12 protein-coding genes and 1 pseudogene are annotated in these 15,796 nt (G+C 42.1%); 12 read left to right on the top strand and 1 reads right to left on the bottom strand.

The genetic code is table 11. The annotated features are described in order from the left end of the window. Window positions 1-492, bottom strand: a pseudogene (locus CWC04_RS12540) (signal recognition particle-docking protein FtsY); the annotation flags it as partial. Window positions 493-699: 207 nt separating this feature from the next. Here CWC04_RS12540 and rsmD point away from each other — a divergent pair. The 12 genes from rsmD (at window position 700) to CWC04_RS12480 (ending at window position 15,788) form a co-directional block, all read left to right on the top strand. Continuing rightward, window positions 700-1,305 carry a 16S rRNA (guanine(966)-N(2))-methyltransferase RsmD gene (rsmD, locus tag CWC04_RS12535; protein WP_004588625.1) on the top strand — a complete coding sequence of 202 codons (606 nt, stop codon included), beginning with the start codon at window positions 700-702 and terminating at the stop codon, window positions 1,303-1,305. A gap of 145 nt (window positions 1,306-1,450) precedes the next feature. Continuing rightward, window positions 1,451-1,666 carry a 30S ribosomal protein S21 gene (rpsU, locus tag CWC04_RS12530; protein ID WP_002957797.1) on the top strand — a complete coding sequence of 72 codons (216 nt, stop codon included), beginning with the start codon at window positions 1,451-1,453 and terminating at the stop codon, window positions 1,664-1,666. Between the two features lie 20 nt (window positions 1,667-1,686). Further along, window positions 1,687-2,133 (top strand): GatB/YqeY domain-containing protein, encoded by a 447-nt coding sequence (locus tag CWC04_RS12525; RefSeq protein WP_004588626.1) that lies wholly within the window; start codon window positions 1,687-1,689, stop codon window positions 2,131-2,133. Between the two features lie 373 nt (window positions 2,134-2,506). Beyond that, window positions 2,507-4,258 (top strand): DNA primase, encoded by a 1,752-nt coding sequence (dnaG, locus tag CWC04_RS12520; RefSeq protein WP_138685580.1) that lies wholly within the window; start codon window positions 2,507-2,509, stop codon window positions 4,256-4,258. Window positions 4,259-4,382: 124 nt separating this feature from the next. Next, a complete protein-coding gene (rpoD, locus tag CWC04_RS12515; RefSeq protein WP_054983281.1) occupies window positions 4,383-6,230 on the top strand; it encodes an RNA polymerase sigma factor RpoD in 1,848 nt (615 codons plus the stop codon). Window positions 6,231-6,296: 66 nt separating this feature from the next. Next, window positions 6,297-7,178 (top strand): 50S ribosomal protein L11 methyltransferase, encoded by an 882-nt coding sequence (gene prmA, locus CWC04_RS12510; protein ID WP_121638027.1) that lies wholly within the window; start codon window positions 6,297-6,299, stop codon window positions 7,176-7,178. Window positions 7,179-7,460: 282 nt separating this feature from the next. Beyond that, entirely contained in the window at window positions 7,461-8,432 is a 972-nt protein-coding gene (gene dusB, locus CWC04_RS12505) for a tRNA dihydrouridine synthase DusB (RefSeq protein WP_004588630.1), read from the top strand. A gap of 19 nt (window positions 8,433-8,451) precedes the next feature. After that, window positions 8,452-8,742 (top strand): DNA-binding transcriptional regulator Fis, encoded by a 291-nt coding sequence (gene fis, locus CWC04_RS12500; protein ID WP_002957804.1) that lies wholly within the window; start codon window positions 8,452-8,454, stop codon window positions 8,740-8,742. 325 nt (window positions 8,743-9,067) lie between these two features. Further along, window positions 9,068-10,654: a bifunctional phosphoribosylaminoimidazolecarboxamide formyltransferase/IMP cyclohydrolase gene (gene purH / locus CWC04_RS12495; protein ID WP_138685579.1), complete on the top strand. Its 1,587-nt coding sequence runs from the start codon at window positions 9,068-9,070 to the stop codon at window positions 10,652-10,654. 97 nt (window positions 10,655-10,751) lie between these two features. Then, entirely contained in the window at window positions 10,752-11,573 is an 822-nt protein-coding gene (locus tag CWC04_RS12490; RefSeq protein WP_024031417.1) for a class I SAM-dependent methyltransferase, read from the top strand. 16 nt (window positions 11,574-11,589) lie between these two features. Further along, window positions 11,590-12,873, top strand: coding sequence for a phosphoribosylamine--glycine ligase (purD, locus tag CWC04_RS12485; protein WP_024031418.1), 1,284 nt, complete (start codon window positions 11,590-11,592; stop codon window positions 12,871-12,873). Window positions 12,874-13,247: 374 nt separating this feature from the next. Next, window positions 13,248-15,788, top strand: coding sequence for an EAL domain-containing protein (locus CWC04_RS12480; RefSeq protein WP_138685578.1), 2,541 nt, complete (start codon window positions 13,248-13,250; stop codon window positions 15,786-15,788). Window positions 15,789-15,796: the final 8 nt, after the last annotated feature.

The raw sequence follows: 15,796 nt of genomic DNA, 5'->3' as shown, positions 1-15,796 counted from the left end.
ACGCATTTGCGCTTCTTGCTCTGCTAAACGAGCGGCTTGTGCTTGTTGTTGTACCTGTGCTTCAGCTTGCTCTTTCGCAAGCAACTCAGCGTTGGCTTTTTCAATTGCTAATTTTTCATCTTGCTCAGCTTGCTCACGCTCTGTGTCTAAACGTTGTTGCTCAGCTCGCTGTGCAGCCATGCGCTCTTGCTCTAAACGCATTTGCGCTTCTTGCTCAGCTAAACGTGCAGCTTGTGCTTGTTGTTGCGCCTGTGCTTCGGCTTGCTCTTTTGCAAGCAACTCTGCATTAGCCTTTTCAATTGCTAAACGCTCTGCTTGTGCTTTTTCAGCAGCAATACGCGCTTGTTCTTCACGCTCTGCTTCAGCCTTTTCTGCCGCTAAGCGCTCAGCTTCTTGTTGCTGAGCTAATGCCTGTTGTTTATCAGCTTCTGCTTGTTTTTTATCTGACTTACCAAAACCGAGCCAAGACATGAATTTACTTTTTTTTGCCATACTTGCTAATAACCACTTATAAAAATCTGATAAACTAAAATTTGAAATAGCTTGGTGTGGCTCAGCAAAGCGTGCCGGCCAAACAACCGTTCAAAACGTAAGTGCTAAATAGTAACACTTTTAATGCGGTTGAAAAATGAAGCTAAACGTAAACTACGCACAATATTATCTGAGCTAGATCCCTTATACCATTTTTTAGTGACCTAAATGAGAAAAAAAACAACGAAAAATAAAGCAATTAGCAAATCTACTGACGGCTTTATTAGAGTAATCAGCGGGCAATTTCGTGGCCGTAAACTGCCGGTAAAAAATGTAGAAGGGCTACGCCCAACAACAGACCGCATTAAAGAAACCGTGTTTAATTGGTTAATGCAAGATACGCGCGATGCAACAGTACTCGATTGCTTTGCAGGCTCCGGTGGGCTTGGCTTTGAAGCGCTGTCTCGGTTTGCTAAAAGCACCACGTTTATCGAACTAGATGCCTCGGCTGCTAAGCAAATTGAGCAAAATATTAGTACCTTAAAGCTTGAAAATGCACAGGTAAAACACACTAATTCACTCTCATATTTAGAGCAAAAGAATACAAATTCACCATTTAATTTAGTTTTTGTTGACCCACCATTTCGTAAAAACTTAGCGCAAAGTAGCTGTGATTTATTAGAAAATAACCAATGGCTTAGCGAAGACGCGCTCATTTATGTTGAGGTAGAAACCGAACTAAGCAGCTTTTCACAACCAGATAACTGGCTGTTAATTAAAGAAAAAAAAGCAGGGCAAGTATTCTGTAGGCTATACCAACGCCAGCCAAATTAACACTATTTAAGCCGCTGCATTTCTGTTAATATTATCCTTTACATGTGGTGTTGCTTCGGATTACAATACCGCACCATTTTTGAACCACTTGATCAATGTTTGATCAACTTGAGCAACGCTCATAATTTAGGTAGGTGAATTTTTAATGCCAGTAATTAAAGTAAGAGAGAACGAACCGTTTGACGTAGCACTTCGTCGCTTCAAGCGTTCATGTGAAAAAGCAGGTATCCTTTCAGAAGTTCGTCGTCGCGAGCACTATGAAAAGCCAACAGCTGAGCGTAAGCGTAAAAAAGCTGCAGCGGTTAAGCGTCACATGAAGAAGCTTTCTCGCGATAACGCACGTCGCGTTAAATTATACTAATAGTATTAGGTCTTGTATAAATGAGCCTTTTAATAACGCTAAAAGATGCGCAAAAAGATGCGATGAGAGCGAAAGACAAACAACGTCTTAACCCTATTCGCATGGTGCTTGCCGCAATCAAGCAACGTGAGATTGACGAGCAAATAACACTAGACGACGCAGGTATTACCTCCGTTATAGTGAAGCTTGTTAAACAACGTCGTGATTCTTACACTCAGTACAAAGATGCTGGGCGTGAAGATTTAGCCGAAATTGAAGCCAATGAGATCGCAGCACTAGAAACTTTTTTACCTCAACAATTGAGTGAAGAAGAAATAGTTGCCCTTATTGATGCGGCTATTGCTGATACTAATGCAGCAGGTATGCAAGACATGGGTAAAGTAATGGGCATAATCAAAAGCAAAGCCGAAGGACGTGCCGATATGGGCAAGCTTTCTGGTTTAATTAAGCAACGATTAACAGCCTAATACTCCCACATACACAAAGTATGATTAAAGCAAACCGAGCCTAGTGCTCGGTTTCTTCGTTTAAGTAGACAAACAAAACGCTTTTAAGTAATGCTCGTGCATGTAATTAAGTGATTTATTGTGTAGCTACAAAAGCACATTGAGGGCTAGGTAAAATGGGTTATTTAGGGCTAACACTTACCTGCGCCTGCACTGCTCTACCTTCAATATCCTAGCTTTGTACGCTGTTAGCGTCAGGTTTAGCACCTAAAAATGATTAAGTATTATTGCCCATGGATATAATGTAGCTTTTTAGCTTACCGATACCCCTTTTATAAATGCGCGCATTGTGTTGAAATTACACCTCACCAATTGTTAGGACTACTTACAAAACATGGCTGGAAAGATCCCACGAAATTTTATTGACGATTTACTCGCCAGAACAGATATTGTAGAGCTAATAGACTCTAAAGTTGGTCTTAAAAAAGCAGGCAAAGACTACCAAGCTTGCTGTCCTTTCCATAACGAAAAATCTCCCTCGTTTACTGTTTCTCAAGATAAACAGTTTTACCACTGCTTTGGCTGTGGTGCTAATGGCAACGCTATTTCGTTTGTTATGGAATACGACAAGCTTGAATTTGTTGATGCCATAGAAGAGCTTGCAAGCCTTTTAAATTTAGACGTACCTCGCGAGAAAGGCAGTAGCTCAGCACCTGAGCGCACAGCAGCGCAAAAGCGCTCAGATTACGATTTAATGTTACACACAGCACGCTTTTACCAGCATCAATTAAAGCACCACAGTAACTCTGCTGCGGTGATTGATTATGTAAAAGGGCGTGGTTTAAGTGGCGAAACCGTTAAAAAGTTTATGATTGGTTATGCGCCGAGCGAATGGGAAGCGCTGTGCCAACAACTTGGCCGAACAAAAGAGCAAAAAGAACAGTTGGTCGAGCTTAAGCTCGCCTCCGAAAAAACACCAGGTAGGCAGTTTGATTTTTTCCGCGATCGGTTAATGTTCCCTATTCGTGATAAACGTGGCCGTGTTATCGCCTTTGGCGGGCGTGTAATGCAAGTCGACCAAGGGCCAAAATACCTCAACTCACCAGAGACCCGCATTTTTCATAAAGGCTTTGAGCTATATGGCCTTTATGAGGCAAAACAAGCACATAAAAAGCTTGAACATGTACTTATTGTAGAAGGTTACATGGATGTAGTTGCACTTGCAGAGCAAGGTATTGAATATGCCGTAGCTGCGCTTGGCACCGCAACAACAAGCGAGCATATGCATACGCTATTTAGAACCACCGACAAAGTTATTTGTTGTTACGATGGCGACAGAGCTGGCCGCGACGCTGCATGGCGAGCACTAGAAAATGCCCTGCCCTACTTAAACGATGGCAAAGCATTACACTTTGTATTTTTACCTGACGGCGAAGACCCTGATTCACTGGTTCAGCAAGAAGGTAAAACACAGTTTGAGCAACGCTTAAGCCAAGCATATGATTTTACTAAAGTTTTATTTAATAAGCTTAGCCAAGAAGTAGACCTAACACTCGACTCAGGCAAAGCTAAGCTATTAAGTGCCGCTTTGCCGTTAATTGAAAAAATTCCGAGTGAATTTTACCAAGAAAATATTTTAGAGCAGTTAGGGCGATTAATTGGCCGTACGCGTGAGCAGCTAAATAGCCGCTTAAAAACACCAAAGCAACAACACGCTGTTGAGCGAAAATTTAAAATTACCCCAATGCGCCAAGCTATTGGTATTTTAATTCAGCACCCACAGTTAGCTAAAAGTGTGCCCCATTTGCCAGAATTGGCGCAAATGAACATAGCGGGTATTGGTTTGCTACTGCGCTTGCAAGAGCGCGCACTGCAAAAAGACAATGCAAACACAGCAGTTTTACTCGAATCATTTAGAGATTCCGAGGATTACGAACCGCTAGTAAAGCTTGCCACATGGCAGCACCAAATTAGTGATGAGCGTTTAGAGACTGTTTTTCAAAATACTTTTAAATTTATTGAAGATCAGTGTTTAAATTATCGACTAGAGACCCTATTAATAAAGGACAAGACACAGGGCTTATCAAGTGATGAAAAACTAGAATGCCATTTACTTATGACAGCGCTAAAAGCGAGTAACAGCTAGTCAGACTTGATTTAAACTGTTATACTGTGCTATTCACTGCGTCACATTATTAAAGTTAGTTAAAAGGCTAACTCTATGATGACGCCTGTTGTATCAACTTATCAGAGTGGAAGAAACAATCTCTATGGATCCAACTCCTCAGTCACAATTAAAACTTCTGATTCAAAAAGGTAAAGAGCAAGGCTACTTAACTTTTGCTGAAGTAAATGATCACCTTCCACAAGACATAATCGACTCAGATCAAGTAGAAGATATCATTAGCATGATTAATGACATGGGTATCAAGGTTAGCGAAAACGCGCCTGATGCTGATGAATTAATGATGCAAGAAACCACGACAGACGAAGACGCAGCAGAAGCTGCTGCTGCAGCCCTTGCAACTGTAGAAAAAGAAATTGGCCGTACAACTGACCCAGTGCGCATGTATATGCGTGAAATGGGTACTGTTGAACTTCTTACACGTGAAGGCGAAATTGTAATCGCTAAGCGCATTGAAGAAGGTATCAACCAGGTACAAATTTCTGTTGCCGAATACCCTGAAGCGATTACTTACCTACTTGAACAGTGGGATAAGTTTGAAGCAGAAGAAATGCGCTTAAGCGACATTATTTCAGGCTTTTTCGACCCTAACGAAGACGAAGCGCAAATCTCAGCAACTCACATTGGCTCTGAATTAAGTGAAGAACAACTTGATGAAGACGATGATGAAGATGACAAAGACAGCGATGACGATGAAGACGAAGAAGAAGTAGATACAGGCCCAGATCCAGAAGAAGCCCGTATTCACTTTGAAAACTTACGTGATTTATACGTTAAAGCTCGCGCTACCTTTGATGAAAAAGGGCGTTCGCACCCAGATTCTCAAGCCGCTATTTTTGAAATTGGCGAGCTTTTCAGAACCTTTAAATTAGTACCAAAACAGTTTGATCGCATGGTTAACAACATGCGTGAAATGATGGATAGAGTGCGTATTCAAGAACGCCTTATCATGAAACAAGCGGTACAAATTGCTAAGCTACCTAAGAAAACGTTTATTAAGCACTTTGCTAATAACGAAACTGACTCAGCGTGGCTAGACCTAGAAATAAATGCTAACGAAAAACACTCAGCTAAACTTGAAGAAGTGAAGCCTGAAATTATTCGTTGCATTCAAAAGCTATGTGTAATTGAAGAAAGCACAGGCTTAAGCATTGAGCGTATTAAAGACATTAACCGTCGTATGAGCATTGGTGAAGCAAAAGCGCGCCGTGCGAAAAAAGAAATGGTTGAAGCTAACTTACGTCTTGTAATCTCAATTGCTAAAAAATACACAAACCGTGGTTTACAGTTCTTAGATTTAATCCAAGAAGGTAACATTGGCTTGATGAAAGCGGTAGATAAGTTTGAATACCGCCGTGGTTATAAGTTCTCGACTTATGCTACGTGGTGGATTCGCCAAGCGATTACCCGCTCAATTGCTGACCAAGCAAGAACAATCCGTATTCCAGTACATATGATAGAAACGATTAATAAACTTAACCGTATCTCTCGTCAAATGTTACAAGAAATGGGTCGTGAGCCAAATCCTGAAGAATTAGCAGAACGCATGATGATGCCTGAGGATAAAATCCGTAAGGTACTTAAAATTGCCAAAGAGCCAATTTCGATGGAAACACCAATCGGTGATGATGAAGATTCGCACTTAGGTGACTTTATCGAAGATACCACTATTGATTCGCCAATCGACTCGGCAACAATGGAATCTCTTCGTGGCGCAACAAACGACGTGCTAGCAGGCCTTACAGCTCGTGAAGCTAAAGTACTTCGTATGCGCTTTGGTATTGATATGAATACCGACCACACCTTAGAAGAAGTAGGTAAACAGTTTGACGTAACACGTGAGCGTATTCGTCAGATAGAAGCGAAAGCACTGCGTAAATTACGCCACCCTTCTCGCTCTGATTTACTAAAAAGCTTTTTAGACGCTAAATAATTTAGCGCTTCATATAAACTAAAAAGGCCGCTGTAGCGGCCTTTTTTCTATTTAAAGGAAACAACCATGGCTTGGATCCAAATCCGTATCAATGCCAATGCTGCTACCGCAGATGCAGTGAGTGACTTATTAATGGAAGCAGGCAGCGCCTCTGTTACTTTTATTGACGCTAAAGACACGCCTATTTATGAGCCTAAAATTGGCACCGTTGAGTTTTGGGCCGATACCACTGTAATTGGTCTATTTGAAGCCAATCATGATATGAACGCGGTAATTGCTTTACTTAAGCGTCATGATGAAATTAAAGACACACTGGTATACAAAATTGAGCAACTAGAAGATAAAGACTGGGAACGTGAGTGGATGGATAACTTTCACCCAATCCAGTTCGGCGAAAAACTGTGGATCTGCCCAAGCTGGCGCGACATTCCAGACCCAGATGCAGTTAATGTACTGCTCGACCCAGGCCTTGCGTTTGGTACGGGTACGCATGCAACAACGGCATTGTGCCTTAAATGGTTAGAAAGCCAAGATTTAAGTGGTAAAACAGTGGTTGATTTTGGTTGTGGCTCGGGAATTTTAGGCATTGCAGCCATTAAACTTGGTGCAGAGCGCATGATAGGTATTGATATTGACCCGCAAGCGCTTGAAGCAAGCTTAGATAACGCACAACGTAATGGCGTAGCCGATAAGCTTGAGGTATACCTACCAGAAAACCAACCTGAGTTTAGTGCTGATATTGTAGTGGCTAATATTTTAGCGCAGCCGCTGCGTGAGCTTCACAGTGTAATTTTGGGATTACTTAAACCGGGTGGCAAAATTGCTATGTCGGGCATATTAGAAGAGCAAGCCCAATCGGTTGCCGATATTTACGCACCCTTTATTGAGCTTGACGATATTGCACTAGAGGGTGATTGGACCCGTGTAAGCGGTACAAAAAATAGCTAACCACATACATTTATAAATTTAGAGTTTTAACTCAAAACTTGCATGTAAAGCCTGTATTTAACAGGCTTTACTATTTTTTTACAGTTAGAAAATTAGCACGCATAATTTCACAAAATTATTTTTTGTTTAAATTTCAAACAAATCGACCCACTTGTCATGCGGTTATCAAAAGTCAATACGAAAAGGGCAAAAAAAAGTCACTTTTGTTCAATTTATAGCCTTTGATTTTTCCTAAAAAAACCGTAAACTTAGCGCCCCTTGAAAAGAGGCCTATTGAATACAGTGCGTATCGGTTCATACCAACTTGAGAATAATGTAATAGTCGCGCCAATGGCAGGTATTACAGACAGACCATTTAGACAGCTTTGCCGCCGCTTAGGCGCAGGCTTGGCCGTGTCTGAAATGTTATCGTCAAACCCGAAGGTTTGGAAAACTGAAAAATCGATGAACCGTATGGATCACAGCGGTGAGTCGGGTATACGCGCGGTGCAAATTGCAGGAGCTGATCCTGAGCTTATGGCGCAGGCCGCACAATTCAATGTTGCTAACGGTGCACAGATCATAGATATCAATATGGGGTGCCCAGCAAAAAAAGTGAACAAGAAACTCGCAGGCTCTGCATTATTACAGTTTCCTGAACTTGTGGAAGAGATAGTTGATGCAGTGGTTAACGCTGTTGATATCCCGGTCACACTTAAAATCCGTACAGGATGGGATCAGGACAACCGTAATGGTGTAGAGATTGCGAGAATAGCTGAGCGTTATGGCATTGCGTCACTTGCCGTACATGGGCGTACACGCGCATGTATGTACAAAGGTGAAGCAGAATATGCCACGATTAGGGATATAAAACGCTCAGTGTCGATACCTGTGGTTGCTAATGGTGATATTACATCTCCAGAAAAAGCAAAGCAGGTTTTGGACTATACGGGTGCAGATGCCATCATGATTGGCCGAGCCGCCCAAGGTCGCCCTTGGATATTTAGGGAGATAGACCACTATTTGCGAACTGGAGAACACTTACCACCACCTGCTATTTCAGAGGTGCGAAGTATTTTAATGGAGCATTTAGATAACCTCCATGCGTTTTACGGCGAGCCAATGGGAGCGCGAATCGCTCGCAAACATGTATCTTGGTATTTGCAAACCCATGACAGTGACGGTCAGTTTAGGCGAGTATTTAATGCGCTCGACAACCCACAAGCACAGGTTGACGCATTAACGCAATACTTTAAAACACTAGCAGCTAACTAAGAAAGAAAGAGATTAAATAATGTTCGAACAAAACGTGACTTCTCCATTTATCACAAACCCTCATGTTCAGTCACACGAGAAACCGCAGCCATTGCGTGATGCAGTAAAAAAAGCTGTTCACCACTATTTAAAGCAGCTTAACGGTCAAGATGTGCAAGACGTTTACGACCTTGTTCTTTCAGAGCTAGAAGCGCCATTACTTGAAGAAGTAATGACATACACACGTGGAAACCAAACTCGTGCGGCAATTTTACTAGGTATCAACCGTGGTACTTTACGTAAAAAGCTTAAAAAATACGGCATGAACTAATACCAATTATATTGAAAGCGTAAGCATGCTAACGAGCTAAACAAGCCCATAACGGCGTTAAAAATTTCTTATGTAGAATAACTACACTGTAAAATTTTTGCCTTGTTATAGACTTGTTTTTCTATCGTTATAACTGCTTACTAATCCAATACAATTGGTATCATGCAAAAAAAGCACCTTAGGGTGCTTTTTTTATGCGCACAATTTAGTATAGATGTTGCAAAATGCTCACGCTTATTGGCGCTTTATAAGTCGTTTTTTGAGTAGTAATCAGTTAAAATGCCCGCTTCTAAGCTAGCTCATTAACTGAGGAAATTAAACTACAATGGATACTCATCGTCCTATTCGTCGCGCACTATTAAGTGTGTCTGATAAAACCGGTATTGTTGAATTTGCCCGCGCACTAGAAGCGCAAGGTGTAGATATTTTATCAACTGGCGGTACCTGCAAACTCCTTGCTGATAACGGCATAAAAGTGACTGAAGTATCAGATCACACAGGTCATCCTGAAATCATGGATGGTCGCGTAAAAACCCTTCATCCTAAAATTCACGGCGGTATTTTAGCGCGTCGCGGACAAGATGAAAGCGTAATGGCAGATAACAACATCTCTGCTATCGATATTGTTGTAGTTAACTTATACCCCTTTGCGAATACTGTCGCTCAAGAAAACTGCAGCCTTGAAGATGCTATTGAAAACATTGATATTGGCGGACCTACCATGGTTCGTGCAGCCGCTAAAAACCACAAAGACGTAACCATCGTGGTAAACGCAAACGATTACGAGCGCGTTATTAGCGAAATGCAAAGCAACAATGGCTCAACAACGTACAAAACACGTTTTAATTTAGCCATTGCCGCGTATGAGCACACAGCTCAGTACGATGGCATGATTGCTAACTACTTTGGTAAAATGGTACCTGATTACACTGAAGAAGCCGCTGAAGAGACTAAATTCCCACGCACTATCAATATGCAGTTCACTAAAAAGCAAGATATGCGTTACGGTGAAAACTCACATCAAGATGCTGCTTTTTATGTTGAAAACAACGTAAGCGAAGCGTCTGTTGCAACAGCTACTCAGCTACAAGGTAAAGCCCTGTCGTTTAATAACATTGCAGATACCGACGCAGCACTTGAGTGTGTTAAAGAATTTGATGTACCTGCATGTGTTATTGTTAAACACGCAAACCCATGTGGCGTTTCAATTGGCGAAGATATTCTTAGTGCTTACGACCGCGCCTTTAAAACAGATCCAACCTCAGCGTTTGGTGGCATTATTGCCTTTAACCGCGAGCTTGACGCTGCAACAGCACAAGCCATTGTTGAGCGTCAATTTGTTGAAGTAATTATTGCTCCTAGCGTTTCAAGCGAAGCAGCAAAAATTGTTGAAGCGAAAAAGAACGTACGCTTATTAGCGTGTGGTCAATGGAGTGGCAAAGCAACTGGCCACGATATTAAACGCGTTAACGGCGGTGTTTTAGTACAAGACCGCGACCTAGGCATGGTTACCCAAGGCGATTTAAAAGTCGTATCTAAGCGCCAACCTTCTGAGCAAGAACTTAAAGATTTACTATTTTGCTGGAAAGTGGCTAAGTTTGTTAAATCAAACGCGATTGTATATGCCCGCGACGGTATGACCATTGGCGTAGGCGCAGGCCAAATGAGCCGTGTTTACTCAGCTAAAATAGCGGGTATAAAAGCCGCTGATGAAAACCTAGAAGTACCTGGCTCTGTAATGGCATCAGATGCGTTTTTCCCATTCCGTGATGGTATAGACGCAGCCGCAGCCGCTGGTATTACCGCGGTTATTCAACCGGGTGGTTCAATGCGCGATGAAGAAGTTATCGCCGCCGCTGACGAAGCTGGCATGGCGATGGTATTTACCGGCATGCGCCACTTCCGCCACTAATCACACAAAGGGTTAAACACAACGTTTAGCCCTTTTTGTTTGCAATCAATTCACGTATTCTGGTTCAACACCTATTTAAAACGTTAAGGAACAAACGATGAAATTTGCACTAAAGTCACTACTTGTTGCCTCGCTTACGCTGACCTCAACAATGGCACTTAGCCATAACCATGAGTCAAGCCTTAGCCATGCTATTCAATCAAGCGAGCGTAGCGCTAAAAATAGCGCCCGCGATGAATACCGTCACCCTGAGCAAACACTGGCATTTTTTGGTTTTAAACCAACAATGACTGTGGTTGAAATTGCCCCAGGCGGTGGTTGGTACAGCGAAATTTTAGCCCCAGCACTTAAAGAGCAAGGCTTATATTACGCAGCGCATTTTCCGAGTGATTCATCGGTAGGTTACTACCAGCGCTCTTTAGCTGGCTTTAAGAAAAAAGTGGCCGAAGATGAGCGTTTTAGCAAAGTAAAAATTTCTGAGTTTGCCCCATTAACGCACACTGATATTGCCCCAGCCGGCACTGCCGACATGGTATTAACCTTTCGCAATGTACATAACTGGTACATGGGTAAAGACACTAAAGGCGCACTCAGTGCATTTAAGTCTTTTTATAAAGCGTTAAAACCAGGTGGCGTATTAGGTGTAGTTGAACATCGCTTAGATGAAAGCCGACCTGATGAGGATCAAAAATCAACCGGCTACATGAAGCAAAGTTACGTGGTCGATTTAGCTAAAAAAGCTGGATTTGAATTAGTTGCAAGCAGTGAGATTAACGCCAATCCAAAAGATACAGCCGATCACCCTAAAGGGGTGTGGACGCTACCACCTAGCTTACGCCTTGGCGAACAAGACGCTGATAAATACAAAGCTATTGGTGAAAGCGACCGTATGACGCTGAAATTTAAAAAACCGCTTTAAATAGGAATATTTCGCCATGAATGTATTAGTCATTGGCAGCGGCGGCCGCGAACACGCACTTGCGTTTAAGGCCGCTCAAAACACGAAAGTAAACACTGTATTTGTAGCACCGGGTAATGCCGGTACTGCACTTGAGCCAAAACTAGAAAACGTTGCAATTAATGTTGAAGACCTAGATGGCCTATTAAGCTTTGCACAACAAAACAATGTAGAACTTACGATTGTTGGCCCTGAAGTACCGCTTGTATTGGGCGTTGTAGATAAGTTCCGTGAACACGGTCTCGCTATTTTTGGTCCAACAGCCGGTGCAGCGCAGCTAGAAGGCTCTAAGTCGTTTACTAAAGACTTTTTAGCTCGCCATGCTATCCCAACCGCTGATTACCAAACGTTTGAACAAATTGACCCTGCCCTTGCTTATTTAAAAGAAAAAGGCGCGCCAATTGTAATAAAAGCAGATGGCCTAGCTGCTGGTAAAGGCGTTATTGTGGCAATGGATGAGCGCGAAGCTGAAGACGCTATTCGCGATATGCTTGCCGGTAATGCTTTTGGCGAGGCTGGCAGCCGCGTCGTGATCGAAGAGTTTTTAGAAGGCGAAGAAGCCTCTTTTATTGTTATGGTTGATGGTAAAAACATTTTGCCATTTGCAACAAGCCAAGATCACAAGCGTGCATACAATGGCGATGAAGGTCCAAATACTGGCGGCATGGGCGCATACTCACCGGCACCTGTAGTAACCGACGAAATCCACCAGCGCATTATGAACGAAGTCATCGTTCCTACCGTTGAGGGTATGGCAAGCGAAGGTCATCCTTACACTGGCTTTTTATACGCAGGCTTAATGATTGATGCCCAAGGCACGCCTAAAGTAATTGAGTACAACTGTCGTTTTGGTGACCCTGAAACGCAACCAATGATGCTTCGTCTTAAATCAGACTTGGTTGAACTAGTTGAAGCGGCTAACCGCGAAGAGCTTGATAAAACAACCATTGAGTTTGACCCGCGCGCTGCCGTAGGTGTTGTACTTGCTGCTAAAGGCTACCCAGGTGATTACCCTAAAGGTGATGCAATATCAGGCCTTAAAGTTAACTACCCTGCTGATGAAAAAGTATTTCATGCGGGTACTAAGCAAGATGGCGAAAACGTTGTCACCGCAGGTGGACGTGTATTATGTGCAACGGCACTCGGCAATACCGTTACCGAGGCACAGCAACGTGCATACGAGCTTGTAAAACAAATTAGCTGGGAAGGTATGGAGTACCGCACCGATATTGCTTACAGAGCGATTGCCCGAGAGCAGTAGCCTGTAACTAAATTATTGGTTTAACTTAGGGCCTGTTTATCTTTCGAGATTAAATTTGCAGCAGTGTGTTTGGTATTTAGGCAAGGCAGAGCCTATGTAGTGTGGTTATTCCCCATAAATAGGCAATAACGCAGTATAAATACCAAACACGCGCTGCACGAAGGTTCGTCCTAGGGACGATTAACTCTTTGTTGCTCGGTTTTTACTTAGCCCACTAGGTTACAAACCTCGCGCCACGATTAAATCGTCCCTAGTTAGAACAAATTTTAATCCTGAAGGATAAGCAGGCCCTAAAAATTTAACTAAAAAAGCGCAGTTTATATGCGCTTTTTTAGTGCTACACTAATTAAAAGAGTTATTACAAGTATACAACGTTGGAAACGAAAACTTTACGTTATCATGCCGCGGCCATAGCCATACTGATTTTCATATTTTATATTATTAGCACACTCGCTTCTAACCTGGTTGTGCCGACTCGCTATACCATCGATAAAACCACGCCTGTATATTTAGACTTTGCCTACTACATAGATGAAAGTAAATCTCACACACTCAACGATATTATTTTAGATCCCGAGCTAATCACCCACCAGCCGTTAACCGATATTCAATGGAGCTTTAAGCAGCAAAACTATTGGCTATTTATAGACCTTGAAAATAAAAGCTTGGATGCTCAAGACATTGTTGCCCATTTTGATAACCCGATGGTTGATCACCTAAGCGTGTATCGGTTAAACAAAAGAAATGAGCTTATAGAAAGCTATAAATTAGGTGATAAAGTAAAGTCTCTCACGCTTTTTCAATATAGCGTACCGCATATACGTTTTGCACTTGAGAGTAAAACAACAGAGCGCTTAGCCATAAAAATAGATACAACGGGGATCAGCAAAACCCCGGTTAATTTGTATCGCCATAAAGAATTTGTTGATTTAGTTCGCTCGCAAACCGGCATTTGGGGCATATTTGCCGGCGTGTTATTAATGGCTGCCCTGTATAATTTAGTGCTTTATTTTGGGATTAAAGACCGCGTTTATTTAGTTTATATAGGCTATATAATTAGTGCGCTGTGTTTAATGGGCATTGTAATGGGCTTTGGCTTTTACTTGTGGCCCCTAGATTGGCAATTGTACTTACACGAAAAGGTGATTTTTTCAAACTACGCAATGGCCTTTTTTACGCTCGCCTTTTGCACCATGTTTTTGCGCTACCACAAGGACAAATGCTGGCGCTATAAAATGAGTAAAGCGCTACTTATTTTAATATTTTTATTATCAACCACCACTTTATTTATACCCGAATACATTGCAGCACCCATCTTTTTTTGTGTATTAAGCTTGTTATATATTACGTGTGTTATTTTAATTTATAACAAACTACGCACGGGCTTTAGGTGGGCGAAGTTTTACGTTTTTTCGTGGGTTCCCCTCATTGTTGGCGCGGCAATACAGCCATTAGAATTAACGGGCTATTTGGATTATAGCTTTGCGATTCGTCACGCGTTTTTAGTGGCTATATTGTGTGAAGTTATTTTAATGGCTATGGCACTTGCCGATAGAGTGCGCTACCAGCGCGAGCGTGCGCTTTATCATGCTACACATACCCAGCAAACTAAATTACTTAACAGTGCCAAATTAAAGCAAGCGTTTATGAGCTTACAAGCACAGGGGCGAAATACCACCTTGTGTTTAATTAAAATTCGCCATTTTAACTCGCTCAATACCATTATTACCCCATCGCAGGGCTACACTTTAATAAAGCACGTGGCTAAACAAATAGAGTTAGAGCTTAGCCATGAGCGCGAATTTACCAACCTAGATACAGATTTTAATAACAGCCCACGCTTAGCCGACTTAGGCAGCGGGGTATTTGCCTGCATATCTACTAAAAACCAAAACCTGGAGTCACTTGAAGGGGCCTTAATTAAAGTTATAAATAGCCTGCCCAAGCAATACGAAATTCAAGGCTTAAACTTACAACTTACCTATAACATAGGGGTTAGTAGCGCAGCCCACAGTGACGACTTTGAATACTGGACAAAACGGGGTTACTTGGCACTTAAAAAAGCTAAAAGTAATAACGATTTAGTAGTAAGCGCCTCTAACGGCAGTAATATATTAATGGATGTGGCATTGGCCGCTAAATTACAAAAAGCAATTAAAGACAACCAACTAGCGTTATATTATCAGCCTCAAATAGGGCTGAACTTTAATCAAGTATGTGGCGCCGAAGCGCTGCTACGTTGGCCCGATCCGGCTTTTAAAGGCGTATCGATAGAAGAGCTGATCACCCTTGCTGAGCACACAGGTATTATTAACGAGCTTACCTTATGGGTTATTGAGCAAGCCTGTAAAGATATCGTCAAACTAACCGAGCAGGGCTATAACGATCACCCAATTAGCGTAAATTTAAGTGCTAAAAATCTGTCGATTAAAAACCTAGCCGAAAAAGTCGAAAACATTCTTATAAAATACCAAGTTCCGGCGCAGCTTCTTAAGTTTGAATTAACGGAGTCAGCATTAGTCGAAAGACACGAAGCGCTTATTTCATTGGTTAATGAGCTTTCTGATTTAGGAGTGCGCGTGGTCCTTGATGACTTTGGCACTGGCTATTCATCGCTAAGTTATTTGGTTAATTACCGCTTTACGGAGCTTAAAGTAGATAAATCGTTTGTATTTGATTTAACGAATAACACCGCCAATAAAGTGATTGTGCAAACCGCTATAGATATGGCACATAACCTAGGGCTATCTATAACCATGGAAGGCATAGAGACCCAAGATGTGCACCACTTATTGAAAGAAATGGGCGCCGACAGAGCGCAAGGTTACCTATACGCTAAGCCAATTCCTCTAGATGACTATTTGTATTTCTTAAAAAGCCAATACAGTTTAAAGATGTTAAACTCCACGTTTTAATATCAACA

This window comes from Pseudoalteromonas sp. S2893 (assembly GCF_005887105.1).
Lineage (GTDB): Bacteria > Pseudomonadota > Gammaproteobacteria > Enterobacterales > Alteromonadaceae > Pseudoalteromonas > Pseudoalteromonas atlantica.
The sequence above is the reverse complement of the archived record's forward strand: the minus strand, read 5'-3'. Positions and strand labels throughout refer to the sequence as shown.

Bases quoted from the DNA above. Each gene is read 5' to 3' on its own strand.
- rpsU (WP_002957797.1), top strand. From the start codon at position 1,451: ATGCCAGTAATTAAAGTAAGAGAGAACGAACCGTTTGACGTAGCACTT.
- prmA (WP_121638027.1), top strand. From the start codon at position 6,297: ATGGCTTGGATCCAAATCCGTATCAATGCCAATGCTGCTACCGCAGAT.
- dnaG (WP_138685580.1), top strand. From the start codon at position 2,507: ATGGCTGGAAAGATCCCACGAAATTTTATTGACGATTTACTCGCCAGA.
- rpoD (WP_054983281.1), top strand. From the start codon at position 4,383: ATGGATCCAACTCCTCAGTCACAATTAAAACTTCTGATTCAAAAAGGT.
- CWC04_RS12525 (WP_004588626.1), top strand. From the start codon at position 1,687: ATGAGCCTTTTAATAACGCTAAAAGATGCGCAAAAAGATGCGATGAGA.
- fis (WP_002957804.1), top strand. From the start codon at position 8,452: ATGTTCGAACAAAACGTGACTTCTCCATTTATCACAAACCCTCATGTT.
- CWC04_RS12490 (WP_024031417.1), top strand. From the start codon at position 10,752: ATGAAATTTGCACTAAAGTCACTACTTGTTGCCTCGCTTACGCTGACC.
- purD (WP_024031418.1), top strand. From the start codon at position 11,590: ATGAATGTATTAGTCATTGGCAGCGGCGGCCGCGAACACGCACTTGCG.
- rsmD (WP_004588625.1), top strand. From the start codon at position 700: ATGAGAAAAAAAACAACGAAAAATAAAGCAATTAGCAAATCTACTGAC.
- purH (WP_138685579.1), top strand. From the start codon at position 9,068: ATGGATACTCATCGTCCTATTCGTCGCGCACTATTAAGTGTGTCTGAT.